18 protein-coding genes are annotated in these 24761 nt (G+C 55.9%); 3 read left to right on the forward strand and 15 right to left on the reverse strand.

The genetic code is table 11. From position 1 onward, the window contains the following. Positions 1 to 168: 168 nt before the first annotated feature. The 13 genes from patD to purL form a co-directional block, all read right to left on the reverse strand. Positions 169 to 1593, reverse strand: coding sequence for an aminobutyraldehyde dehydrogenase (gene patD, locus JOE25_RS20580; RefSeq protein ID WP_209638394.1), 1425 nt, complete (start codon positions 1591 to 1593; stop codon positions 169 to 171). Positions 1594 to 1774: 181 nt separating this feature from the next. Then, positions 1775 to 2581 (reverse strand): ABC transporter permease, encoded by an 807-nt coding sequence (locus tag JOE25_RS20585; RefSeq protein WP_012146350.1) that lies wholly within the window; start codon positions 2579 to 2581, stop codon positions 1775 to 1777. Then, positions 2571 to 3515: an ABC transporter permease gene (locus JOE25_RS20590; RefSeq protein WP_209638396.1), complete on the reverse strand. Its 945-nt coding sequence runs from the start codon at positions 3513 to 3515 to the stop codon at positions 2571 to 2573. The genes JOE25_RS20585 and JOE25_RS20590 overlap by 11 nt, the downstream gene beginning before the upstream one ends. A 1-nt stretch (position 3516) precedes the next feature. Continuing rightward, positions 3517 to 4545, reverse strand: a complete 1029-nt coding sequence (locus JOE25_RS20595) for an ABC transporter ATP-binding protein (protein WP_209638398.1) — start codon at positions 4543 to 4545, stop codon at positions 3517 to 3519. Between the two features lie 205 nt (positions 4546 to 4750). Beyond that, positions 4751 to 5905, reverse strand: coding sequence for a putative ABC transporter substrate-binding protein YdcS (ydcS, locus tag JOE25_RS20600; RefSeq protein ID WP_209638400.1), 1155 nt, complete (start codon positions 5903 to 5905; stop codon positions 4751 to 4753). Between the two features lie 61 nt (positions 5906 to 5966). After that, positions 5967 to 7430, reverse strand: coding sequence for a gamma-aminobutyraldehyde dehydrogenase (locus JOE25_RS20605; protein WP_209638402.1), 1464 nt, complete (start codon positions 7428 to 7430; stop codon positions 5967 to 5969). Between the two features lie 115 nt (positions 7431 to 7545). Further along, the gene (locus JOE25_RS20610) at positions 7546 to 8469 is read right to left on the reverse strand and encodes a LysR substrate-binding domain-containing protein (protein ID WP_209638403.1); all 924 of its coding nucleotides are present in this window, start codon (positions 8467 to 8469) and stop codon (positions 7546 to 7548) included. 311 nt (positions 8470 to 8780) lie between these two features. Next, positions 8781 to 9119 (reverse strand): nitrogen regulatory protein P-II, encoded by a 339-nt coding sequence (glnB, locus tag JOE25_RS20615; protein WP_004847623.1) that lies wholly within the window; start codon positions 9117 to 9119, stop codon positions 8781 to 8783. A 10-nt stretch (positions 9120 to 9129) separates the two neighbouring features. After that, the gene (locus JOE25_RS20620) at positions 9130 to 10752 is read right to left on the reverse strand and encodes an NAD+ synthase (RefSeq protein WP_209638406.1); all 1623 of its coding nucleotides are present in this window, start codon (positions 10750 to 10752) and stop codon (positions 9130 to 9132) included. Between the two features lie 129 nt (positions 10753 to 10881). After that, positions 10882 to 12219, reverse strand: coding sequence for a two-component system response regulator GlrR (gene glrR / locus JOE25_RS20625; RefSeq protein WP_209638424.1), 1338 nt, complete (start codon positions 12217 to 12219; stop codon positions 10882 to 10884). Then, positions 12216 to 13085 (reverse strand): two-component system QseEF-associated lipoprotein QseG, encoded by an 870-nt coding sequence (qseG, locus tag JOE25_RS20630; RefSeq protein WP_209638426.1) that lies wholly within the window; start codon positions 13083 to 13085, stop codon positions 12216 to 12218. Before qseG ends, glrR begins: the two co-directional genes overlap by 4 nt. Positions 13086 to 13087: 2 nt before the next feature. Then, positions 13088 to 14524 carry a HAMP domain-containing sensor histidine kinase gene (locus JOE25_RS20635; RefSeq protein WP_209638428.1) on the reverse strand — a complete coding sequence of 479 codons (1437 nt, stop codon included), beginning with the start codon at positions 14522 to 14524 and terminating at the stop codon, positions 13088 to 13090. An 805-nt stretch (positions 14525 to 15329) separates the two neighbouring features. Then, positions 15330 to 19223, reverse strand: a complete 3894-nt coding sequence (gene purL / locus JOE25_RS20640) for a phosphoribosylformylglycinamidine synthase (protein ID WP_209638588.1) — start codon at positions 19221 to 19223, stop codon at positions 15330 to 15332. Positions 19224 to 19499: 276 nt separating this feature from the next. Here purL and mltF point away from each other — a divergent pair, with 276 nt between their 5' ends. Continuing rightward, a complete protein-coding gene (gene mltF, locus JOE25_RS20645; RefSeq protein ID WP_209638430.1) occupies positions 19500 to 20960 on the forward strand; it encodes a membrane-bound lytic murein transglycosylase MltF in 1461 nt (486 codons plus the stop codon). Here mltF and tadA read toward each other — a convergent pair whose 3' ends face one another. Continuing rightward, a complete protein-coding gene (gene tadA, locus JOE25_RS20650) occupies positions 20961 to 21473 on the reverse strand; it encodes a tRNA adenosine(34) deaminase TadA (RefSeq protein WP_209638432.1) in 513 nt (170 codons plus the stop codon). It lies immediately after the preceding gene. Between the two features lie 183 nt (positions 21474 to 21656). Here tadA and JOE25_RS20655 point away from each other — a divergent pair, with 183 nt between their 5' ends. Further along, the gene (locus tag JOE25_RS20655) at positions 21657 to 22709 is read left to right on the forward strand and encodes a DUF2157 domain-containing protein (RefSeq protein WP_209638433.1); all 1053 of its coding nucleotides are present in this window, start codon (positions 21657 to 21659) and stop codon (positions 22707 to 22709) included. 198 nt (positions 22710 to 22907) lie between these two features. Beyond that, the gene (yiaY, locus tag JOE25_RS20660; protein ID WP_209638435.1) at positions 22908 to 24059 is read left to right on the forward strand and encodes an L-threonine dehydrogenase; all 1152 of its coding nucleotides are present in this window, start codon (positions 22908 to 22910) and stop codon (positions 24057 to 24059) included. Between the two features lie 42 nt (positions 24060 to 24101). Here yiaY and yfhb read toward each other — a convergent pair whose 3' ends face one another. After that, a complete protein-coding gene (gene yfhb / locus JOE25_RS20665) occupies positions 24102 to 24758 on the reverse strand; it encodes a phosphatidylglycerophosphatase C (protein WP_209638437.1) in 657 nt (218 codons plus the stop codon). Positions 24759 to 24761 lie beyond the last annotated feature (3 nt).

Below are 24761 nucleotides of genomic sequence, written 5' to 3' on the forward strand. Positions count from 1 at the left end.
ACCGTAGGGGACGAATACCTTCGCCCCGATTGATACGGGCGCAACATGCAGCGCCCCTACCTGACCTGGGCCGCCTAGCTGTAGCTTAAAATCCATAGGGGATATTATTATCAGGCCAGTAGTAACCAGCCTGAAAGCCGCGTTATTTTGCAGATAAAACCTAATGAATCAATGTTTAAACATCACATGCCGTATAGCAGTATAGTCTTCCAATCCATACATCGACATATCCTTGCCGTAGCCGGACAGCTTCTGCCCCCCGTGCGGCATTTCACTCACCAGCATGAAATGGGTATTCACCCAGGTGCAGCCATACTGCAAACGGGCGCTTAAACGGTGTGCCCGGCCAACATCCCGCGTCCACAGCGACGACGCCAGTCCGTAAGTAGACTCATTAGCCCAGGCCAGCACCTGCGCCTCATCGTCGAATGGCGTTACGGTCACGACCGGGCCGAACACTTCACGCTGCACAATCTCATCTTCCTGACGCGCGCCAGCTAACAATGTCGGCTGGAAATAGTAGCCAGGGCCGTCGACCCGCTCACCGCCCGTCACGACCTGTACATGCGGCAAGGCTTTTGCTCGCTCGACAAAGCCCACAACCCGCTCCAAATGCTGGGCGGTAATCAATGGGCCCAGCTCACTGCTCTGATCTTCCGGCGGCCCGATCTTTAGGCTGCCAATGGCCTCGCCCAACGCCTTCACCAACTGTGGGTAGATGTCTTTCTGCGCATAAATGCGGCAGGCAGCGGTGCAGTCCTGACCCGCGTTGTAGAAGCCGAAGCTGCGGATCCCGTCCACCACCTGTTGCAGATCGGCATCGTCAAATACCAGCACCGGCGCTTTCCCCCCCAATTCCATATGGGTGCGTTTAATGCCGGGTGCAGTATGCGCAATAATGTGTTCCCCGGTGGCGATGGATCCGGTGAGCGACACCATGCGCACTTTGTCATGGCCGGTCAGCCGGTCGCCAACGCTGGCGCCACGGCCGAACAGCACGTTGAACACACCCGGCGGGAACACGCCGGCGGCCAGTTCAGCCAACTTGAACGTGGTTAGCGGGGTTTGTTCCGATGGCTTAAGCACAACGCAGTTACCCGCCGCCAAGGCCGGGGCCAACTTCCATGCCGCCATCATCAGCGGATAGTTCCAAGGGGCAATCGAAGCCACCACGCCCAAAGGGTCACGGCGGATCATTGAGGTGTGTCCCGCAAGATATTCACCCGCCGCCAGCCCGCTCAGACAGCGGCTCGCACCGGCGAAAAAGCGGAAAACATCGGCTACGGCCGGCAGTTCGTCGTTCAATACACAGTGGTAGGGTTTGCCGCAGTTAAGCGACTCAAGGCGAGCAAAGGTTTCCGCATGGTTGTCAATCATATCCGCCAGCGTCAACAAATATTCGGAACGCGCTTTCGGCGTGGTTTGTCCCCATTCGGCAAATGCGGCGTCGGCCGCCAGCACCGCCTGATCAACCTGCTCTGCGCTGGCTTCAGCCACCTGTAACACTACTTCTCCGCTCGCCGGGTTATACACCGGCAACAACGTGCCCTGGCCGGTCACCAGTTGGCCGTTAATCAACAATTGGCTTTGCATAGGGTTATCCTTTTAAATTTTACAATTCAAAATGTTAATTAAGGTTCACTGAGCGTAACGAGCGTAGGCAGGCTGAGTGCTGACAGCGCGCAGGGCCCCGGAGCGTACACGAAGTACGTGAGGAGGCCGAGCACTGCCCAATCTCAGGATGCCAAGCGCAGTCGCCCAGTGGGCCTGAATTCTATTTGCCACTGCCGGCGACGCTTTCGCCACCCTTAGTCAGGTAATAAGCCCCCAAAATCGGGATCATGGTCAGCAACATCACGGACAGCGCGACCACGTTGGTAATCGGCACATCACGCGGGCGGCCGAGCTGATTGAGCAGCCACAGCGGCAGCGTGCGCTCATGCCCGGCGGTAAAGGTGGTGACAATGATTTCATCAAACGACAGCGCGAAGGCCAACATCCCACCGGCCAGCAACGCTGAACCCAGATTGGGTAACATGACGTAGCGGAAGGTTTGCCAGCCGTCAGCACCCAGATCCATTGACGCTTCAATCAGGCTATGGGAAGTCCGGCGGAAACGAGCGATGACGTTGTTGAATACGATCACCACGCAGAAAGTGGCATGCCCGATAACGATGGTCAGTACGCCCGGTTCGATATTCAGCGCCTTGAACGCGGCCAGCAACGCCAGACCGGTAACAATGCCCGGCAGCGCGATCGGTAACAGCAGCAACAGTGAAATGCTGTCTTTACCGAAGAAATCACGCCGGTACAGCGCCGCAGCCGCCAGGGTGCCCAGTACCAGCGCCACAGCCGTGGCCAATGCAGCAATCTGCGCGGAAAGTAGCATCGCATCGATAATGTCCTGCCGCCCGGCGGCAACGCTGAACCAATGCAACGTGAACCCCTTCGGCGGGAAGCTGAACGCCGCGTCCTCGGTGTTGAAGGCGTAAATGGCGATAATCGCCAGGGGGAAATGCAGGAAAATCAGACCGCCCCAGGCGGCCAATTTCAGCCCTAACGGCGCGCGCTCAGAGTGCATCGAAGGCCCCCAGACGTTTCACAATGGAAAGATAAATCGCGATTAACACAATCGGCACCAGAGTAAAGGCCGCGGCCATCGGCATATTCCCGATCGCCCCTTGCTGCGCGTACACCATGCTGCCGATGAAATAGCCCGGCGGGCCCACCAGCTGCGGCACAATAAAGTCCCCCAGCGTCAGTGAGAAGGTGAAGATCGACCCGGCGGCAATGCCCGGCACCGCCAACGGCAGGATCACATAACGAAAGGTCTGCGACGGTCGTGCGCCCAAATCCGCCGAAGCATGCAGCAACGAAGGTGGCAGACGTTCCAGCGCCGCCTGGATCGGTAAGATCATGAACGGCAGCCAGATATACACAAACACCAGAAAACGCCCCAACCCGGAGGTCGACAAGGTATTGCCCCCTACGCCCGGCACGGTCAGGATTGCCGCCAACACCGGCTCCAGCCCAAGATGCTGTAGGAACCACTGCGCCACGCCATCCTTTGCCAGCAATAGGGTCCAGGCGTAGGCCTTAACGATATAACTGGCCCACATTGGCATCATCACCGCGATATAGAAGAACGCTTTGACGCGGCCACTGGTGTAACGTGCCATGTAGTAGGCAATCGGAAATGCCAACATCGCGCTGGCCAGGGACACCAGCACCGCCATGGTCAATGTGCGAAGAATGATGTCGTAATTGGCCGGGTTGAACAGCGCCCGCAGGTTGTCGAAGGTCAGATCCGGCGTCACCGTCATGGTGAAATCGTCGAAGGTGTAGAACCCCTGCCACAACAGCGTCAATAATGAGCCAAGGTACACCGCGCCAAACCACAACAGCGGCGGGACCAATAACAACAGCAGGTACAGCGTCGGTCGGCGATACAGCCAGGTCGACAGCGCGCGCAAGGTACCGCGGCGCGGCGCGGGATAGTCAATGCTCATCTCCATCTCACCTCTCCTCCAGCAGTGGCACCATCGCCTCGCGTGACCAGCAAGCGGTGACCGGCTGACCGATCAGGTGTCGCTGCCCGTCGGCATGCCACTGAGGATTCGCCTCGCTGACCAGCAGTTTCTCCCCGCTGTTCAACGCAATTTCATAGCGCGTTGCGGCGCCTTGATAATGGATCTCTTGCAGCGTGCCCTGCACCTGGACGTCACCCTGTGCCGCGCCGGCCTGATTGGCTAAACGGATATGCTCGGGACGGATTGAGAAGGTGGCGGCCTGGCCCAGTAACCGCTGCGCCAGATCGCTGCGTACCACATTGGACGTGCCGACAAACTCGGCGACAAAGGGTGTCTTCGGCCGCATGTACAACTCGCGAGGCGCATCCACCTGCTCAATACGCCCATTGTTGAACACCGCCACCCGATCGGACATCGATAGCGCTTCGCTCTGATCGTGGGTGACGAAAATAAAGGTGATCCCCAGTTGGCGCTGCAGCTTTTTCAGCTCGCCCTGCATCTGCTCACGCAGCTTGAGATCCAGCGCGCCAAGCGGTTCATCCAGCAACAACACCCGTGGCCGATTGACCAACGCGCGCGCCAGTGCGACACGCTGCCGCTGACCGCCTGAAAGGTGTGCCGGTTTACGTTCGGCCACAAATCCCAGCGCCACACTGTCCAGTGCTTCCTGCGCCCGCGCCAGGCGTTCACGTTTGGCCACGCCTTTAACCATCAGCCCGTAGGCGACGTTTTCCAGCACTGACATATGCGGGAACAACGCGTAATCCTGGAAGACGGTATTCACGTCACGTTGATACGGTGGCAGATTGGCGGCTTCCTGGCCGTGAATACGAATCGAACCGGCACTGAGCTGTTCAAAACCGGCGATCAATCGCAGGCATGTGGTTTTGCCCGAGCCGGAAGGCCCGAGCATGGAGAAGAATTCCCCATCCTGTATTTCGATAGAAACCCTGTCCACGGCGCGAACATCGCCAAAACTCCGAGAAACATCGATAAACTGCACGGCAATGGTCATGATCTGCTCTCCTAAACATGGCGTAAACTCATCAGGTGTAGCCAGCAAAGCCAGTTTGGCTACCCCCGACACAGACCTATCGCCAAAATAGTTCGGGCTACATCAAAGCGACAACCCAACGCATCCCCGAGTGCGTACAGGTCGTACGCAACCGGGGTTCGTGCGGGCAGCCAGCAAAGAGGCAGCTTGAAATATGAAGGTGATATTAGCGGCCGCCCATGATGGCGATATAATCCTGAGTCCAGCGGCTATAGGGTACGAACTTGCCACCCTGCGCCTGTGGCGTTTTCCAGAAGGCAATCTTGTCGAACTGGTTGAAACCATTGGTCTCACACCCTTTATCGCCTAACAGCGTACTGGCCTTACAGCCTGCCGGTGATGCCGGTACAGAACCGAACCAGGCAGCAACGTCACCCTGCACTTTCGGCTCCAGCGACCAGTTCATCCACAGGTAAGCACAGTTGGGGTGTTTGGCGTCGGCGTGCAGCATGGTGGTATCCGCCCAGCCGGTAACGCCCTCTTTCGGGAACACGGTGCCAATCGGCTGGCCTTCCCCTTTCAGGGCATTGGCCTGATACGGCCAGGCGCTGGAGGCGACCACGCCTTCATTTTTGAAATCGCTCATCTGCACTGAGGTGTCATGCCAGTAGCGATGAATCAACGCATGCTGAGTGCGTAACAGTTTCAGTGCCGCCTGATATTGCGCTTCGTTTAATTGATACGGATCGCTGATGCCCAACTGGGGTTGTGTCGCCTTCAGGAACAGCGCCGCGTCGGCGATGTAAATAGGGCCATCATAGGCCTGCACCCGCCCCTGGTTGGTTTTGCCGTCTGGCAGGTTCTGTTGCTGGAACACGACAGCCCAGCTATCCGGTGGCGTTGGGAAGGTTTTGGTGTTGTACATCAGCAGGTTTGGCCCCCACTGATAGGGGGTACCGTAGGTTTTACCGTCCACGGTATACCAGGCGCCCTTCAACAGGCGCGGGTCGATGTTTTTCCAGTTGGGGATCAGTGCCGTGTTAATTGGCTGCACCCGTTTGCCGAAGATCAGTCGCAGTGAAGCATCGCCGGAAGCGGTCACCAAGTCGTAACCGCCCTTAGCCATCAGGCTGACCATTTCGTCTGACGTGGCAGCCGTTTTCACATTCACTGCACAGCTGGTCTGTTTTTCAAACTGGGTGACCCAGTCATAATTTTTATCGGATTGGCCGCGTTCGATATAGCCGGGCCAGGCAATGATATCCAGTCGTCCTTCGCCTTTACCCAGAGCCTGTGGCAACTCGGCCGCATGAGCCAGGCTGCAAAGCACAGTGAGACAGAGCGCGGAAACTGTGGTGGTGACTGCGGTCGTTTTTCCCATCGTAATTACCCCTGTGTTGCGTATCTGTATGCGGCAGGGAACGGCTGCCGCCCTAATCTCATTAAAAGCTGGCTTTAAACTTCGCCATTACATGTCTGACTACGCTGTAGTCCTGCAGTGAATCACTGGAGAGATCCTTGCCGTAACCGGAACGTTTCAGGCCCCCGTGTGGCATCTCACTCGCCAGGGTGAAATGGGTGTTGATCCAGGTGCTGCCGTATTGCAGATGCGCAGCGATGTGCAGCGCCCGATCGATATTTTGCGTCCAGACCGACGAAGCCAGACCGTATTCGGAATCATTGGCCCAGTTGACCGCCTGCTCCAGATGTTCGAAACGGGTAACGCTCACTACCGGGCCAAACACTTCACGCTGGACGATTTCGTCGCTTTGCAGGCAGCCGGCCAGCAGCGTGGGTTGGTAATAGAAACCGGGGCCCGAATGCGCGGCGGCGCCGGTGATCAATTCAATGTGCGGCTGACTGAGCGCCCGTTCGACAAAGCTGGCGACACGATCGCGCTGCCGGTTACTGATCAGCGGGCCAATTTCGTTATCTTCATCGCGTTTGCGGGCAAAACGCAGGCTTGCCACCGCCTCACCCAGCGCTTCTACCAGTTTTGGATAGATCCCCGCCTGCGCGTAGATGCGGCAGGCGGCGGTGCAGTCTTGCCCGGCGTTGTAATAGCCATAGGTGCGGATGCTGTTGACCACTTCGTCCAGATCCGCGTCGTCGCAGACGATCACCGGTGCTTTCCCCCCCAATTCCAGGTGGGTGCGTTTGACGCTTTTAGCTGCCGCCTGCAAGATTTTTTGCCCGGTGACGATATCGCCGGTCACCGACACCAGACGCACCTGCGGATGTCCGACCAAATGGCTGCCGACCCCTTCTCCGCCGCCATAGACAATATTCAGCACACCCGGCGGCAGGATATCTTGCAGCGCTGGCACCAGCGCCAAAATCGTCAGGGGAGTATGTTCGGAAGGTTTGAATACCACGGTGTTGCCCGCTGCCAGCGCGGGCGCGATCTTCCATGCCGCCATCATTAGCGGGTAGTTCCATGGCGCAATCGAGGCCACCACACCGATCGGATCACGGCGAATCATCGAGGTGTGTCCTTCAATGTATTCACCAGCCAGTTGCCCTTGCTGGGTACGCACCGCGCCGGCAAAGAAACGAAAGACGTCGACGGCCGCCGGCAGATCATCATTGAGCGCCTGATGCAACGGCTTGCCGCAGTTGAGGGCTTCCAGACCGGCTAACCGCTCGGCCTGCCGCTCTATGGCGTCGGCAATGCGCAGAAGAAGAGATGCACGGTAGGCTGGCGTAGTGCGCGACCAGTGGCCGAAGGCTTGCTGGGCCGCTTTAACGGCGCTGCCAACCTGCGCGGATGAGGCTTCGGTGATGGAAACCAGCGTTTCGCCATTCGCCGGATTAACGATGCACTCTTGCTGGCCTTCACCTTCGACCGACTGACCGTTAATGAATTGCTGACAGGATAAACCTGAAAGGAGGTGCACATCTGCCATCGCGAATCGCCTCTAAGTGACAAAAACGTTAACTAAATGTGAATAAGTTAGTTTCAATCAGACTAAGCGAGCATCAGGCAGCCAACAAATTCTAAATACTGAACGCCGCGTTCGATTAAATCGAATGCTTCAGCCCAGCGGCGTGCATATTCCCGTTCTCACGCGCAATGGTCAGGAAAGGAGTGACCAATTCCGGCCGTGCGCTACCGCGCCGCCATGCCAAGCCGATGTCCAGCGGCTCCAGCAGATCCACCAGCTTACGCGCTTCAATCATATTGCCTTCCAACGACCAGGCGCGGTAAGCCATATCCGGCAAGATTGAGACCCCCATCCCTGCCGCCACCAGGCTGCGTACCGCCTCCGTCGAACCGGTTTTCATGGCGATCTCCGGTTTCAATCCCACGCGTGCCCAGATGCGGCGCGCATGTACGTCCATTTCGTCGGCATTAAGCTGGATAAGCGGCAACTTCGCCACATCTGCCAGGCTAATGCTTTCGTGATCCAGCAGCGGATGCAGCGGTGGCAGCCACAGGCGATAAGGCGAATGCATCAGCACTTCGGTCTGCAACGCGTCACGGTCTTCGATATTGGACAGGATCAGGACGCCGATATCGATCTCCCCGCTTACCAGCAGGTGCTCAATATAAGGACGTTCATCTTCGATCATCTGGATGGTGACGTTGGGGTAAGCCGATTTAAACCGCTTGAGCAGCTCGACCAGGAAGTACCCGGCCACCAGACTGGTCACGCCGATAGTCAGCTTGCCGGTCAGGCTTTCAGTCCCCAATTGCAGGCTGCGTTTGGCGTTATCCACCGTGGCGAGGATCAGATAAGACTGGCGTAAAAATTGGTGCCCCTGATGTGTCAGGTTCATGCCCTTGGCGTGGCGATCGAACAATCGCACACCGATGTCGGTTTCCAATTGCTGGATAGCCAACGTCAACGAGGACTGGGAAACAAACACCGCCTGGGCGGCGGCGGAGATCGAACCGGTTTCGGCCACGGCGATAAAATGGCGGATTTGGCGCAGCGTCATCATCCGCATTGCCTTCCAAGCCACTGCGTTGTTGTCTGCGTGCACTTGCCGCCCGGCCGCAACGTGACATTCATTGGGGATTGCCTTAATCAAAATAGTGGAATTGAGTTAAGTGTAGCTATGGGCGCAGTGAAGCGATCGAGAAAAGTATCAAAAACGCGATAGCCTTCGCTTTTTTAGAATGCTTCTGATGAGAATAATCAAAACGGTGGAGAGGCGGGAGACGTTCAGGGATATTTGGGGCGTACACGTAGTACGTGAGGAGGCCGAGCACCGCCCAAGCTCAATCTGGCGGTGCTCGGTAGACGATCACATTAAATCGCTTCTTCGTCCTGTTCGCCGGTACGAATACGGACTACGCGCGCCACATCGAAGACAAAAATCTTACCGTCGCCGATTTTACCGGTTTGCGCAGTCTGCATGATGGTTTCTACGCAGGTATCGACGATATCGTCGGCCACCACGATTTCAATTTTCACCTTCGGCAGGAAGTCGACCATATACTCTGCGCCACGGTACAGCTCAGTGTGGCCTTTCTGGCGGCCGAAACCTTTCACTTCGGTGACGGTCATCCCGGTAATGCCCACCTCAGCCAGCGCTTCACGAACATCATCCAGTTTGAACGGCTTGATAATAGCGTCGATCTTTTTCATCTTCTTTCCTTTACCAATTTTTGCGGCCAAAGCCGGATGTGATTGGGTAGCGGCGGTCTTTGCCGAAATTGCGGGCGGTAATACGCGGCCCGACGGCGGCCTGACGCCGTTTGTATTCGTTAATATCTACCAGGCGAATAACCTTGCGTACTATCGCTTCGTCGAAGCCTTCAGCCACCAGATCGGCAACGGACTTATCGCGTTCGACGTAGCCTTCAAGAATCGCATCCAGAATGTCGTACGGAGGCAAGCTGTCCTGATCGAGCTGATCCGGCGCCAGCTCAGCGGACGGCGGACGATCAATAACGCGCTGCGGGATCACGTAGGAGACGGTATTGCGGTATTCGGATAACTTGAATACCAGTGTTTTCGGGACGTCTTTCAGTACGTCGAATCCCCCCGCCATATCACCATACAGCGTGGCGTAACCTACGGCCATCTCGCTTTTATTGCCCGTCGTCAACACGATACTACGGCGCTTATTGGACAGCGCCATCAGCACCACACCACGGCAGCGTGCCTGCAGGTTTTCTTCCGTGGTATCGCGTTCGGTACCGGCAAACATTGGCGTCAGTTGGCCCATAAAGGCATCAAACATAGGCTCAATGGAGACGATATCAAATTCAATACCCAGGATTTCGGCTTCTTCTTTAGCGTCGGCAATGCTGATATCCGCGGTGTAGCGGAACGGCATCATGAGCGCCTGCACCTTGTCTTTGCCCAATGCATCGACGGCAATCGCCAGCGTCAGCGCCGAATCGATACCGCCAGACAACCCCAGCACTGCGCCCTTGAAGCCATTTTTCGTCACATAGTCGCGCACCGCCAACACCAGGGCTTCGTACACCTGCGCCAACTGCGGTAACTCGGCGGCCGGTGCCGTCATGGGCACGACGTCCAGCTCATTGAACTCAAGCAACGTCACCTGTTCGGCGAATGCCGCCAGACGGTGGGTCATGTTGCCGGCAGCATCAAATACCTTCGAACAGCCGTCAAAAATCAATTCATCCTGCCCACCAATCTGGTTCAGGTACACCAGAGGCAAATGGGTGCGTTGGCAATGGCCAGCCATCAGCGTTTTGCGGATATACGGCTTTTCACGATTGTAGGGTGAGGCATTGATCGACAAAATCATTTCGGCGCCAGCCGCCTTGGCAGCATCGACAGGCTCCGGGAACCACAGATCTTCACAAATCAGCAGACCCAGGCGATAGCCTTTCAGCTCGATCACGCAGGTTTCATTACCCGCCTGGAAGTAGCGTTTCTCATCGAAAACACCGTAGTTCGGCAACTGCTGCTTGAAGTAACGCGCCAGCAGCGTCCCTTCGGAGAACAGCGACAGCGCATTATAGAGTTTGTCGCCTTCACGCCACGGGTGGCCGACCAGAATGGCGACATCAACCGACGCCTGCTGCAAACGATGCAACTGCGCGTCACAGCGCTGATAAAAATCATTGCGATACAACAGGTCTTCCGGCGGATAGCCAGACAGCGCCAGTTCGGTGAACATGACCAGATCGGCTCCCGCCTTCTGCTGCTCTTGCACCGTTTGCAACATGCGCTCGGTGTTGCCTTCAATGTCACCGACCAGCAGGTTTAACTGGGCCAGTGCGATGGATAGTGATCTGCTCATTGTTTAGGATCCCGCTTAATACGTTCCATGGTTCTCTGTGTTGGGCCGCGCCACAAACAAGAGAACGGAGTGTAAATCATTCCGCTGCGTTTGTTGAGAACCTGCGTAAGCAGGCCGCAGCGGAAAACATCATTCTTTAAAATCGTTGGCGTCCAGTTCATGACGCGACAGCAATTTATAAAACTCGGTACGGTTGCGGCCTGCCATACGTGCGGCCTGAGTCACGTTACCTTTGGTGATCTGCAACAGCTTGCGCAAATAATGTAATTCAAACTGATTACGCGCCTCGACAAAGGTCGGCAAGGCGGTGTTTTCCCCTTCCAGCGCCTGTTCCACCAGCGCTTCACTGATCACCGGCGCGGAGGTCAAGGCCACACACTGTTCGATTACGTTCACCAGTTGGCGCACGTTACCCGGCCAGGTCGCGGTCATCAGGCGTTTCATGGCGTCCGAAGAGAAGCTACGGACAAAGGGTTTGTGGCGTTTGGCAGACTCGCGCAGCAGATGATTAGCCAATAATGGAATATCCTCAGCGCGCTCATTCAGCGCAGGGATTTTCAGGTTCACCACATTCAGGCGGTAGTACAAATCCTCACGGAATTCGTTTTTCGCCATCGCCTTTTGCAGATCGCGGTGAGTAGCGGAAATAATACGAACGTCAATGTCCAGGTCACGGTTGCTGCCCAACGGGCGTACCTTACGCTCTTGCAGCACACGCAACAGCTTAACCTGGAGCGAAAGCGGCATATCGCCGATCTCATCGAGGAACAGCGTACCGCCAGCTGCCGCCTGGAATAGCCCTTCACGGCTGCTGACTGCACCGGTAAATGCCCCTTTGGCATGGCCGAACAGCTCTGACTCCAACAATTGCTCGGGCAATGCGCCGCAGTTAATGGCAATAAACGCCTTTTTACCCCGCGGGCTGGCACCGTGGATCGCTTGCGCCAACACCTCTTTACCGGTGCCGCTGTGACCGTTGATCAAGACGCTGACATCGGACTGCGCCACCATTTTTGCCTGCTCTAGCAAGCGCAGCATAATCGGGCTGCGGGTGACTATCTCTTCACGCCAGCTGTCATCACCCGCAGGTAACGACAATGACAGCGCTTCGTCGATGGCCTTATACAACGCATCGCGATCCACCGGCTTGGTCAGGAAGCTGAACACCCCTTGCTGGGTGGCTGCCACCGCATCCGGGATAGAGCCGTGGGCGGTAAGGATGATCACCGGCATGCCGGGCTGATGTTTCTGGATCTCGGCAAACAGCGCCATGCCGTCCATTTCATCCATCCGTAGATCGCTTATCACCAGATCGATTTTTTCGCGCCCTAACAGGCGCAGCGCTTCCTGACCGCTTTCCGCGGTGGTGACATGAAAACCTTCGCTGGTCAGGCGCATTCCCAACAGCTTGAGCAGGCTGGGATCGTCGTCAACCAATAATAGATTGGCCGGTTTGCGTGCTGTCATTGCGCGTGGGACTCCTTGTTAGCAGGGGACGGCGCATAAGTATCTTCCGGTTCCACCGGCAAGGCTGTGCCCTTCTCCGGTTCCGCGTCCGACTCTGCGGCTTTGTTTGGGGTCACTTTCTTCGCGGAGTCGGTTTTTTGTTGCGTCGCGCTATTGTCCGGGATGTCAGTTTGCAGCTGCTTGCGCGAAGAGAGCTGACGCTCAATATCGGTCAGGTTTTCCAGCTTGCGCGACGTATCCTGCAACTGTGCCTGTAAACGTATCTGGCTCTGGCGCAACTGATCTATCTGGCTGTCGGAGCTTTCCTGCAGATGTTGGTAGCGAGCCTTTTCATCAAACAGCGTTATCTGTAGGACCTGCTGCTGACGCCACAATTGCAACAACGGGCGCAATGAACTTGGGAACTCCAGGCGGTAGCTATTCAGGCGATCGATCATCTGGCGGCGCTCACCCGAGGTTGGCTCAGCACTACCCAACAGGATGCTTTGTTTGAAAATCCCAGCCCAACTGTCTCCAGGCAGGGTTTTCGCCAGTGCACGCGCCTGAGTGGAACCGATACGATCGGCACAATCCATGGCGCGCAGCCAGTAAAGAGAGTTATTCAACGCATCTTTTTCGTCGAGAGGCCACAGGGTGTCACACGCCGCAATGCGGTAATCCACCACTTTTGTGTCCGGGATCGCTTCCTGCTGCGGCTGGCTTAAGCCGCCGCTGACCGCGCGATCAACACACCCAGCCAGTAGAAAAGGGACAAATAGAACGCTGCCTAAAAAGGAAAAACGACGCTTGCCGAGCGGCGTACCCAGTGTGGCACGCGGTGAACGTTCGGTCTGTGAGAGACGAAGGCGTTTAGACCATGTGTACATTATTATTCATTCTCGGCGGTTAATGGCAATTCAATGCGGAAGCAGACGTCTGCGCCAGCGACTTCAACCAGCTGCAGCTCCCCGCGCATCCGGCGGATACAATCCTGCGCGATACTTAGCCCAAGACCGCTTCCTTTTACCGCCCCTTTTCGCTGGTGACTACCTTGGAAAAAAGGCTCAAAAATCATGATTTTCTCAGCGTCGGGGATCGGCGTGCCGCTATTGGCGACATCAATCTGTACCCGTTGCCCAACCTGACGGCTGCGGATCCAAATGTTACCGGATTCCTTACCGTAGTGCACCGCATTGGAGTAGAGATTATCCAGTACGCGCATTAATAGCGTAGGCTCTGCCCAGCAGATTTCCGCATCCAGTTGGATCTCGGTGCGGATCATTTTTGCCCGGGCCGGTAAACTGTGCGCAGCAACGACCATTTCGACCATCTCCTCCAACGCCACATTCTCATGTTCCGCCGGGCCATCCGCCAGTTTACGGTTGTAATCCAGCAGTTGTTCGATCAGTTGCTGCAAGTGACGGCTACTCTGATCGAGAATGGTCACCACTTCTTTTTGATCGGAGGTTAACGGGCCGGCGACTTCGTCCGCCAGCAACTCCGTCCCCTCGCGCATGCTGGCCAGCGGCGTCTTCAATTCATGCGAGATATGGCGCAAAAACTCATGGCGCTGCGATTCCAACCAGGCTAACCGCTCGCTCAGCCAAATGATGCGTTGCGCCAGCGAACGTAGTTCACGCGGCCCTTTAAAAGACGCGGTACTCCCTAATGCTCGCCCTTCCCCTAATCGGTTGATCATCCGCTCTACCGCTTTTACCGGGCCGATAATCATGCGGGTAAACAGCACCACCAGCATCACACTGACCAGAAACAGCATTAGCGCCTGCCAGCCGAAGAACTGGCCGCGTTCGGCAATCGCCTGCTGCAACTGTTGGCCACGGGAATACACTACGGCACGCGTGGCCTGCACCATTTCGGCATTTGAGCGTGAAAACGACTCCAGCAGTGCCGACGCCTGTGCGTCCGGGCCGCTGCTTTGACATTTGATCGCCGCAAGCTGGGTCAGCAAATTACGCAAGGTTTGATAATAACGTTCATCAGGCAGGATGGGGGCATGTGCGTCGAGCATCTGCGAATACTGTTTTCGTTGGTTCTGATACAGCTTCTCCAGGGTCGGATCGACCAGTACACAATACTGGCGATAGCTGCGCTCCATTTCCAGCGCCACGCTGGTCATGGCCTCGCTGCGTCGCGCATCCACCAGCGTGGTGCGGTTGATGTCAGCCGCCTGCGCGCTGAGGTGATCCAGGCTCTGGTAGGCCTGATAAGCCAACACCAGCAGCGGCAGCAGCACCAGCAGGAACGCCATCAGCACCAGTTGACGCAGTGAGCGGGGAAATAAACGCCATCTTTTCAACGAAATCATCTCATTGTCTCTAGTCTGCTTTGATGCTAACCGAGTCGCCGATGAGAGGAAAGCCCGGCGTTCAGCGGAGCGTCAGGAAAATACAGGCAAGCGTGCCGTGCGTGAGTGATGTCTGCGATTGGGGTTATCGTGATACCCAAAATAATTGGCGTTGCATCTATGATGGGTATTTGACGTTGGGGCAGAACTGCCCCACGCAAGAAAGTGTGGATGCCCTTAAACCTCGTCCCCAGGGTGATGTAGCACAAAGCTGGCATCGAACAGGACGAATAGCATCCGTAAGTATCCGTAATTGATGAAGACTCATCACAGGTGGATACAGGCGGTGCCTCACTCCACGTGTCGCCCGATGCTTGATAAAGCGCTTGCGCGTCTATTATCGGTTTGGTTGGACGATAGGCACCATTTCTTTGGCATCATTCGGAGGCTTATGAGGCAACTATTCCGTTTAATTACGGGGCCGTCATAAAAAGGTGAATGAGCAACTGAAGAGAATAATGCACTTATCGTGCCAACTTTTCAACATATTTATTAAACACATGAAATTAAACAACAATAACTTAATTCAATGCTAAAACAGCCGCTTTACTACGGCATTGGATGAGGAAAAAAACACCACCCTGTCTCAAAAACCCGACAGCTTAACGCAATTAATTTTTCACCATTAAAAATCAATAAGTTATGTGTCTCTTTTTAGAGACAATGAAAATACCCTCTGTCGCAAAATGCAGACAACTCACCGACATCATGATAGAGAAAGGGGGAGCAATCTCTTGCTCCCCCTTTGGCACTACAGCGTTCTCGTTTAGCCCAGCTGTTTACGGGCATTACGGAACATGCGCATCCACGGGCTGTCTTCGCCCCACTCTTCTGGATGCCATGAGTTACTGACGGTGCGGAATACACGCTCTGGATGCGGCATCATCACCGTCGCACGGCCATTAGTGCTGGTTACCGCGGTGATACCGTTCGGCGAACCGTTCGGGTTAGCAGGGTAGGTTTCCGTCACGTGGCCCATATTATCAACAAATCGCAAGGCTACCAGACCATGGTGCTCCAACGCCGCCAGGTGTGCAGCATCGCGCACCTCGACATGCCCTTCACCGTGAGACACGGCGATCGGCATGCGTGAACCCGCCATACCTTGCATGAACAGTGACGGGCTGGCCGCCACTTCCACCAGGCTGAAACGCGCTTCGAAGCGGTCAGACAGGTTGCGTACAAAGCGAGGCCAATGTTCTGCCCCTGGGATCAGATCACGCAGGTTAGACATCATCTGGCAGCCGTTACACACACCCAATGCCAGGGTTTGCGGACGGTGGAAGAAAGATTCAAACTCGTCGCGAACGCGATCGTTGAACAGAATCGACTTCGCCCAACCTTCACCGGCACCCAATACGTCGCCGTACGAGAAGCCACCACAGGCGACCAGGGTATGGAAGTCCTGTAGATCGCGGCGCCCTTCGAGCAAATCGCTCATATGCACATCTACCGCATCAAAACCGGCGCGATGGAATGCTGCTGCCATTTCAACATGGGAGTTAACCCCCTGCTCACGCAGCACCGCCACTTTAGGACGTGCGCCCTTGGCAATGTACGGCGCTGCAATGTCTTCTTCTGGCGCGAAGCTCAGTTTGACGTTCAGGCCAGGATCGCGTTCATCCTGCTTGGCCTTGTGCTCCTGATCGGCACACTCAGGGTTATCACGCAGGCGCTGCATCTGCCAGGTCGTTTCCGCCCACCAGGTACGCAACGTCGCGCGGCTTTCGCTGTACACCGTTTTATCGCCCTGAGCGATCACAAAGCGGTCGCCAGCCTGTACGCTGCCGATGTGGTGCACATTGTCCGTCAAACCATGCTGTGCAAACACCTGTTGCACCGCGTCAAGCTGGTCAGCCGTGACCTGGATCACCGCGCCCAACTCTTCGTTGAACAGTGCAGCCAGTGCATCATCGCCCAGCGCTTTAATATCCGCCTGCACACCGCAATGGCCGGCAAACGCCATTTCTGCCAACGTGACCAGCAGGCCACCGTCAGAGCGGTCGTGATAGGCCAAAAGTGCGCGATCGGCCACCAGTTTTTGCATGGCGTTAAAGAAGCCCGCCAATTGCTCGACGTTACGCACGTCGGCCGGTTTATCGCCTAACTGACGGTAAACCTGTGCCAATGCGGTGGCGCCCAGCGCGTTATGCCCGTTACCCAAGTCGATCAACAACAGCGCGCTGTCGCCTTTATCGGTACGCAACTGCGGCGTCACGGTGTGACGCACGTCTTCCACGCGGGCAAAACCAGTGATGACCAACGACAACGGCGAGGTCATTTCGCGCTGTTCGTTACCTTCCTGCCAGCGAGTTTTCATCGACATTGAGTCTTTGCCCACGGGAATCGTGATACCCAGCGCTGGGCAAAGCTCTTCGCCGACGGCTTTCACGGCTTCATACAGACCGGCATCTTCACCCGGGTGACCTGCCGCTGCCATCCAGTTTGCGGAAAGCTTCACACGTTTGAGCGAACCAATCTCAGTTGCTGCCAGGTTGGTCAGGGCTTCCCCTACCGCCAGACGGCCGGAGGCGGCGAAGTCCAGCAGAGCAACCGGTGCACGCTCGCCGATCGACATCGCTTCACCGTAGTAACTGTCCAGGCTGGCGGTCGTAACCGCACAGTCCGCTACCGGGATCTGCCACGGACCTACCATCTGATCACGCGCTACCATACCGGTCACGGTACGGTCGCCAATGGTGATCAGGAAAGTTTTCTCGGCGACGGCCGGCAGGTGCAGAACGCGTTTGACCGCATCAGCCACCGTGATGTTGTCGCGCTGTACCGGCTGGCCTTTGGCCTGCAGACGCGTTACGTCGCGGGTCATCTTCGGCGTTTTGCCCAGCAGCACGTCCAAAGGCATATCGATCGGTTGATTGTCGAAATGACTGTCGTTCAGCGTCAAATGCTGTTCTTCGGTCGCTTCACCAATCACGGCATAAGGGGCGCGTTCACGGCGGCAAATCTCATCAAACTGCGCCATCTGTGCTGGCGCAATCGCCATGACATAACGTTCTTGAGATTCGTTACACCAGACTTCCAGCGGGCTCATGCCCGGTTCGTCGTTCAGAATATCGCGCAGTTCGAAACGGCCGCCGCGGCCACCGTCACTGACCAGCTCAGGCATGGCGTTGGACAAGCCACCAGCACCTACATCGTGAATAAACAGAATGGGGTTTTGTGCGCCCAGCTGCCAGCAGCGGTCGATCACTTCCTGGCAACGACGCTCCATTTCCGGGTTGTCGCGCTGTACTGAGGCGAAATCCAGATCGGCGTCGGACTGGCCGGACGCCATCGAAGAAGCAGCACCACCGCCCAAACCGATGTTCATTGCCGGGCCACCCAGCACCACCAGTTTGGCGCCTACGGTGATTTCCCCTTTTTGCACGTGATCGGCGCGAATGTTGCCGATACCGCCCGCCAGCATGATCGGCTTGTGGTAGCCACGCAGTTCCACGCCGTTATGGCTGTTGACCTGCTCTTCATAGGTACGGAAGTAACCCACCAGCGCCGGGCGGCCAAATTCGTTGTTGAATGCCGCGCCGCCTAATGGGCCTTCGGTCATGATGTCCAGTGCGGTAACGATGCGATCAGGTTTACCGAAATCCTGCTCCCACGGCTGTTCAAAGCCAGGAATACGCAGGTTGGAGACCGAGAAACCGACCAGACCCGCCTTGGGTTTTGCACCGCGACCGGTAGCCCCCTCGTCACGGATCTCACCGCCGGAGCCGGTAGCTGCGCCAGGCCATGGGGAAATTGCTGTCGGGTGGTTATGGGTTTCTACCTTCATCAGAATATGTGCTTCTTCCTGATGATAATCATATTGACCGCTTGCCGACTCAGCGAAGAAGCGCCCGACCTGCGATCCCTCCATCACTGCGGCGTTATCTTTATAAGCCGACAGCACATAATCCGGCGTCTGCTCAAACGTGTTTTTGATCATTTTGAACAGCGACTTCGGCTGTTGCACACCGTCGATGATCCAATCGGCGTTGAAAATTTTATGGCGGCAGTGCTCAGAGTTGGCCTGCGCAAACATATAGAGTTCGATATCCGTCGGGTTGCGCCCCAGACCGGTAAAGGCATTCAGAAGATAGTCAATTTCATCCTCGGCCAGCGCCAGACCCAACTTGATGTTGGCCTGTTCCAGCGCGCTGCGCCCTTCACCCAGCATATCGATTGCCTGGTAAGGCGCAGGCTGATGCTGAGCGAACAGTTGTTCCGCCTGTTGCAAACTGCTGAAGACGGTTTCCATCATGCGATCGTGCAACAGTACAGCAAGCTGCTGCCATTGCGCTTCGGTCAAGGTCGGCGCTTTGACGTAGAACGCCAGGCCACGCTCCAACCGCAATACCTGCGTCAAACCGCAGTTATGGGCGATGTCGCTGGCTTTGGAAGACCATGGAGAAATAGTGCCCGGACGCGGCGTCACCAGCAGCAAGCGGCCTTCAGGGGCATGTTCGGCGAGAGAGGGGCCGTACTTGAGTAGACGCTGGAGCTTGGCATGCTCTTCGGCGTTTAGCGGCGCGCTAACATCAGCAAAGTGGACGTACTCGGCGTAGATATCACTAACAGGAAGTTGAGCGTCCTGACAGCGGGACAGCAGTTTGGTAACACGAAAAGCCGACAAAGCGGGCGAACCACGCAGTATTTCCATAATCAAAGTTCTCTCGTCTTCGAAGCAACTGACTTCAGCACTTCATTGGGCGCAACAGGGGGAAAACGCGCGCCATTATAGAGAATCTACGCCGCAGACGAAACCGTTTGCGTAGCTATTATTGATAAAAGCTGTTTGCGCCATCGAATTGTCATAACGTGTCAATAAAGTTGCACGCTGGCGTTTTGTTGCGCAAAATGCCCCCGCACTGGTGATTTAACCATAAGAAAATACTGGTTTGCTGTCGGCAGTGTACGTGTGCCACCACTGGATAACTATTTGAAACGCCTTAAAATAAACTACATTCTAATCGGTGTTGTTACCTTGCTTCTGGCGCTCGCCCTGTGGCCCAATATTACCTGGCGCGGCGGTCAGGGTGGGCAACTCGAAGAGATTAAATCCCGCGGAGAGTTGCGTATCAGTACGCTAAACTCGCCGTTAACCTATTTCACGACCAAACAGGGGCCAAGTGGTCTCGACTATGAGTTGGCAAAACGCTTCGCCAACTATCTGGGTGTGAAACTGGTGGTGATCCCACATAAGAATATCAATGACCTTTTTGACGATTTAGACGACGACGATGCAGACCTGCTGGCCGCGGGCCTGATCTACAATCAGGATCGCCTGAGCCGTGCGCGCACCGGTCCGGCGTATTATTCCGTCTCCCAACAGTTGGTCTACCGTTTGGGAACAGCGCGGCCAAAAACCTTTGCCGATATTAAAGGCAAGCTGGCCGTTGCCTCTGGCTCCGCGCACGTCAGCACGCTGAAGCAGCTTAAGCAAAGTAAGTTCCCGAACCTCAGTTGGGAATCCTCCAGCGACCTCACCTCAAAGGAGCTGTTGGAGCAGGTCGCTGACGGCAAGCTGGACTATACCCTCGGGGATTCAGTGACCATTGCCCTGCTGCAACGTATCCACCCGCAGCTGGCGGTCGCCTTCGATGTTACTGACGAAGAACCTGTCACCTGGTATTTGAAACGCGGCACTGACGACAGCCTGTATGCAGCCATGTTGGACTTCTACAGCCAGATGGTTGACGACGGGACGTTGGCACGGCTGGAAGAGAAATATCTCGGCCACGTCGGCAGCTTCGATTACGTTGATACCAAAACCTTCCTGTCAGCTATCGACTCAGTCCTGCCGACATTCCGCTCGCTGTTTGAAAAATACGCCAACGAGATCGACTGGAAACTGCTGGCTGCCATTGCCTATCAGGAATCGCACTGGAATCCCCAGGCAACCTCACCGACGGGTGTACGCGGCCTCATGATGCTCACGCGGGCCACTGCCGACGGTCTGGGGGTTAATGATCGTCTCGATCCCGAGGAAAGCATCCAGGGTGGCGCACTCTATCTGCAAAGGTTGATGGCCAAGGTCCCTGACAGCGTGCCGGAAGATGAACGCATCTGGTTCTCACTGGCGGCCTACAACATGGGCTGGGGCCATATGCTTGATGCCCGTAAGCTGACCAAGATGCAAAAAGGCAACCCGGATAGCTGGGTGGACGTTAAACAACGCCTGCCGATGCTCAGCCAAAAACGCTACTACCCGCAGTTGACCTACGGTTATGCACGCGGGCGTGAAGCCTATAACTACGTAGAGAACATCCGGCGCTATCAGGTCAGTTTGGTGGGTTATCTACTGGAAAAAGAGAGAAAGGCGGCACAGGAAGCAGCCGAACAGGCTGAACTGGGGAAAGGCTATCCGGCCGTCACACCGGAACTGGCACTTAACTTCTGATTAATCTGGGTTCTTATCCAGACCTGTGCGCTGTGCCAGTTTCAATGCTTTTTGCTGCTCACGACGCATGCGGAAAAAGTTGCTCAACGTGGCAGCGCACTCCTCGGCCAACACGCCGGACAGAATTTCCACCTGATGATTCATGCCAGGGTGACGCAAAATATCCACCAGGGATCCTGCCGCACCGGTTTTTACATCGGGTGCGCCGTATACCAACCGGCGAATGCGGCTATGCACCATTGCCCCGGCACACATCACACAAGGCTCCAGTGTCACATACAGCGTGGCGTTCAGCAGACGGTAGTTCTGCAATACCGAGCCCCCCTGCCTCAGAGCCATGATCTCTGCATGCGCCGTGGGATCGTGGCGACCAATCGGCCGATTCCAGCCTTCGCCAATGACCTGGTTATCCAGCACCAGCAATGCCCCCACGGGGACTTCACCTTCTTCTTGCGCACGCAAGGCCAGCTGCAATGCCTGACGCATCCAGTATTCATCGTTATATTCAGTCATTGCATCATTCCTCGTGCACTTTGCGGCGGGCATTATACACACTAGGGGCGCGGCATGCTGCGCCCGCGTTAACCGGAACGAAGATATTCGCCACCGGTAAGCAGGTGCCAAGGTGAAGTCTGCAGCTTGCATTGCAGCGGGTATATACTGAGTCAATAACGGTGTTTTTCAGGGACAGGAAACATGAAATTCAATAAAAAAAATGCCGCCGTAGTGCGTAAAGCACTGGACGGCTGGGTGAGTGAAGGCGCACTGACGACACAGCAACAGCAACAACTGCTCCAGCATGTCGAAGTACAGCCCTTCGACTGGCGGCGGCTGGCACGCTATGCGTTTCTTGCCGCACTGGCTTCACTGGTTATCGCCGTCAGTAGCCTGTTCGCCGACAGCGCGCTGCTTTATCGGCTCAGTGAGCTGTTCCGCTTTGATGCCCCCGTGCGTATGACGATTGCCGCCATCCTCGCTGCCCTTGGCTATGCCTGGGCATTGCGACGTCGCCAAAGGTATCCGGAGAAACGTTACGGCAATGAAGCTGCGTTATTTGTTGCCGTATTGCTAACCGCCTGCGCCCTGTGGCAGATGGGCGTTTGGCTGGATAATGGCAGCGGCCGAATTTCACTCCTGCTGATGTTTGCCGCCCTGCTGTATGGCGTGATTGGCTGGTTCAGCCGCTCGGGACTGGTGTGGTGGTTTGCTCTGCTGTCGCTCGGTAACGCCTTCGGCGCGGAAACCGGATATCTGTCGGGCTGGGGTGCCTACTGGCTGGGCATGAGTTTCCCTATTCGCTTTATCGCCTTCGGTGCCGTACTGATCGCTGCCGCATTGCTGCTGCAACCGCAGCTCGCTCGCCGTGGTCTGGAGCGGGTTTCACTGGCGATGGGGTTGTTATACCTATTTATTGCCCTCTGGTTACTGTCTATCTTTGGCAACTATGGCGATCTTGACAGTTGGTACAGCGCACGCCAGATCGAACTGTTCCACTGGAGTCTGTTGTTCGGTATCGCCGCGGTGGGGTGCATTGGGTTGGGACTCAAACGTGACGACGCCATGTTGCGCGGGTTCGGCCTGACCTTTCTTGGTATTAACCTCTACACGCGTTTTTTCGAGTTTTTCTGGGATGCCATGCCGAAGGCTATTTTCTTTGTGCTACTTGGCCTCAGTCTGTGGGCATTGGGACATTACGCAGAGAAGATATGGCAACTGGGCCGTAAACCTCATGATCAAACAGATGATTAAGGCCCACCAGCTTAACGGTTAAATTTACTACTGGATTTGGTTCGGAACGAGCCAAATCCACACCTTGTAAATGGTTAAATCAAAATAAAATCAATCACCTGACTTATCCACCTCGATATTGCGATAGATCATGATCATTGAATAATTAGCATAGTAGTGTTTGAGGCAAGCAATAAAGCGTTTATCAAGGAGTGAGTTATGGCTGCTTCAACTTTCTTTATCCCCTCCGTCAATATGATTGGTTCTGGCTGTCTGGAAGAAGCAGCGAACACCATGAAACAACAGGGGCTGGGTTACGCACTGATCGTGACCGACAAAGTATTGAATAACATTGGCGTGGTCGCCCAGGTTCAACAATTACTCGCCGCACAGCACATCGAAAGCTGCGTTTATGACGGCACGCATCCAAATCCAACCACCCTGAACGTGAAACAAGGCTTGGCCTTGCTGCAAGAACACCAGTGCGATTGTGTCGTCTCGCTCGGTGGGGGCTCACCGCACGATTGTGCCAAAGGTATTGCACTGCTGGCGACTAACGGTGGGGACATCAAGGATTATGAAGGTGTTGATCGTTCTGCCAAACCGCAGCTACCGATGATTGCCATTAACACCACCGCAGGTACCGCCTCTGAAATGACCCGTTTTTGCATCATTACTGATGAAGCGCGTCACATCAAAATGGCGATTGTCGACAAACACGTTACCCCAATCCTGTCCGTCAACGATCCACACCTGATGGCTGGCATGCCAAAAGGGCTAACCGCCGCGACCGGGATGGATGCGCTCACCCACGCGATAGAGGCCTATGTTTCCAGCGCGGCTAATCCGATTACCGATGCTTGCGCACTGAAAGCCGTCACCATGATCAGCGAGTCGCTGCGTGACGCAGTCGCCGACGGCAACAATATGCAGGCGCGTGAAAACATGGCCTACGCCCAGTTCCTGGCTGGGATGGCCTTCAACAACGCCTCGCTCGGCTATGTGCACGCCATGGCGCACCAGCTCGGCGGTTTCTACGACCTGCCACACGGGGTGTGTAATGCCGTGCTGTTGCCGCATGTGCAGGAGTTCAATGCGAGCGTTTGTGCACCACGGCTAAAAGACATCGCTGCCGCCATGGGCCTCGACGTGACGCACCTCAATAGCCAACAAGGTGCCGTCGCCTGTATCGCCGCCATCCGTTTACTGGCGCAAGACGTCGGCATCCCGGCTGGGCTGCGTGATTTAAAGGTGAAGGAACAGGACTTTGATACGCTGGCAACCAACGCACTGAATGACGCTTGCGGCTTCACCAACCCGATACAAGCGACCCACAAACAGATTGTCGCTATCTTCCGCGCGGCAATGTAAGCCATCAGAAACAGCAAAGGGCGGAGATTCCGCCCTTTACTGTTATTCCAACTGTTGCAGCTCACCCAGCTTACTGACCCGCCAACGGTGCTCGCAGAAATACAACAAGGGGTTATCCTGCTTGCTGTCGCTGTAGCCGCTGTATAGCTTGAGCGGTGCGCCAAGACGCTGCTCCAACTGGGTGACCTTCTGTTCACCTAAACAGCGTAGAGTCAGAACCCAACCACCGTAACGCCGTACAATACGGCTACCGACCAATTGCACCTGCGGCAAGAAAGCGGAATCCTGATAAACCTGTTCCACAAGCCGTTCTGGTGAGCCCGTGATCAACCATACTTGCGCATCCTGGGCATCGAGGTATTGCCGCAAGCGCATTTGCACCACCGGAAAAGCCGTCACTCTTTGCCGGAAATCACTGACGAAACGCCGCTCCAGCGCCTTTAGGCTGGCCTCCGTTCGACCAAAGGTGATCGCCCACAGCAGTACACTCATGGGCCAGCGCGCGGCACGTCCCATCACCAACAGCGTGACTCCAATAACCGGTAGCAAGGGCACCACCAGCAACAGATTGAGCGGCAAATGACGTAACAAGAAGCGCAAGAAACTGCCAAACATATCTTCCTGATGCAGCGTCCCGTCCAGATCAAAGAACACCACGCGGCGACCTTCCACGGCCTGTTGGCTTTGCTTCTCGCTCAAACG

Origin of the sequence: Serratia sp. PL17 (genome assembly GCF_017832355.1) — a bacterium.
In the GTDB taxonomy this organism is placed as follows: domain Bacteria; phylum Pseudomonadota; class Gammaproteobacteria; order Enterobacterales; family Enterobacteriaceae; genus Serratia.

Bases quoted from the DNA above. Each gene is read 5' to 3' on its own strand.
- JOE25_RS20590 (WP_209638396.1), bottom strand. From the start codon at position 3,515: ATGGAGATGAGCATTGACTATCCCGCGCCGCGCCGCGGTACCTTGCGC.
- JOE25_RS20620 (WP_209638406.1), bottom strand. From the start codon at position 10,752: ATGAGCAGATCACTATCCATCGCACTGGCCCAGTTAAACCTGCTGGTC.
- glrR (WP_209638424.1), bottom strand. From the start codon at position 12,219: ATGACAGCACGCAAACCGGCCAATCTATTATTGGTTGACGACGATCCC.
- patD (WP_209638394.1), bottom strand. From the start codon at position 1,593: ATGCAAAGCCAATTGTTGATTAACGGCCAACTGGTGACCGGCCAGGGC.
- yiaY (WP_209638435.1), top strand. From the start codon at position 22,908: ATGGCTGCTTCAACTTTCTTTATCCCCTCCGTCAATATGATTGGTTCT.
- JOE25_RS20595 (WP_209638398.1), bottom strand. From the start codon at position 4,545: ATGACCATTGCCGTGCAGTTTATCGATGTTTCTCGGAGTTTTGGCGAT.
- glnB (WP_004847623.1), bottom strand. From the start codon at position 9,119: ATGAAAAAGATCGACGCTATTATCAAGCCGTTCAAACTGGATGATGTT.
- ydcS (WP_209638400.1), bottom strand. From the start codon at position 5,905: ATGGGAAAAACGACCGCAGTCACCACCACAGTTTCCGCGCTCTGTCTC.
- JOE25_RS20585 (WP_012146350.1), bottom strand. From the start codon at position 2,581: ATGCACTCTGAGCGCGCGCCGTTAGGGCTGAAATTGGCCGCCTGGGGC.
- qseG (WP_209638426.1), bottom strand. From the start codon at position 13,085: ATGTACACATGGTCTAAACGCCTTCGTCTCTCACAGACCGAACGTTCA.
- JOE25_RS20605 (WP_209638402.1), bottom strand. From the start codon at position 7,430: ATGGCAGATGTGCACCTCCTTTCAGGTTTATCCTGTCAGCAATTCATT.
- JOE25_RS20610 (WP_209638403.1), bottom strand. From the start codon at position 8,469: ATGATGACGCTGCGCCAAATCCGCCATTTTATCGCCGTGGCCGAAACC.
- JOE25_RS20635 (WP_209638428.1), bottom strand. From the start codon at position 14,524: ATGATTTCGTTGAAAAGATGGCGTTTATTTCCCCGCTCACTGCGTCAA.
- JOE25_RS20655 (WP_209638433.1), top strand. From the start codon at position 21,657: ATGAAATTCAATAAAAAAAATGCCGCCGTAGTGCGTAAAGCACTGGAC.
- tadA (WP_209638432.1), bottom strand. From the start codon at position 21,473: ATGACTGAATATAACGATGAATACTGGATGCGTCAGGCATTGCAGCTG.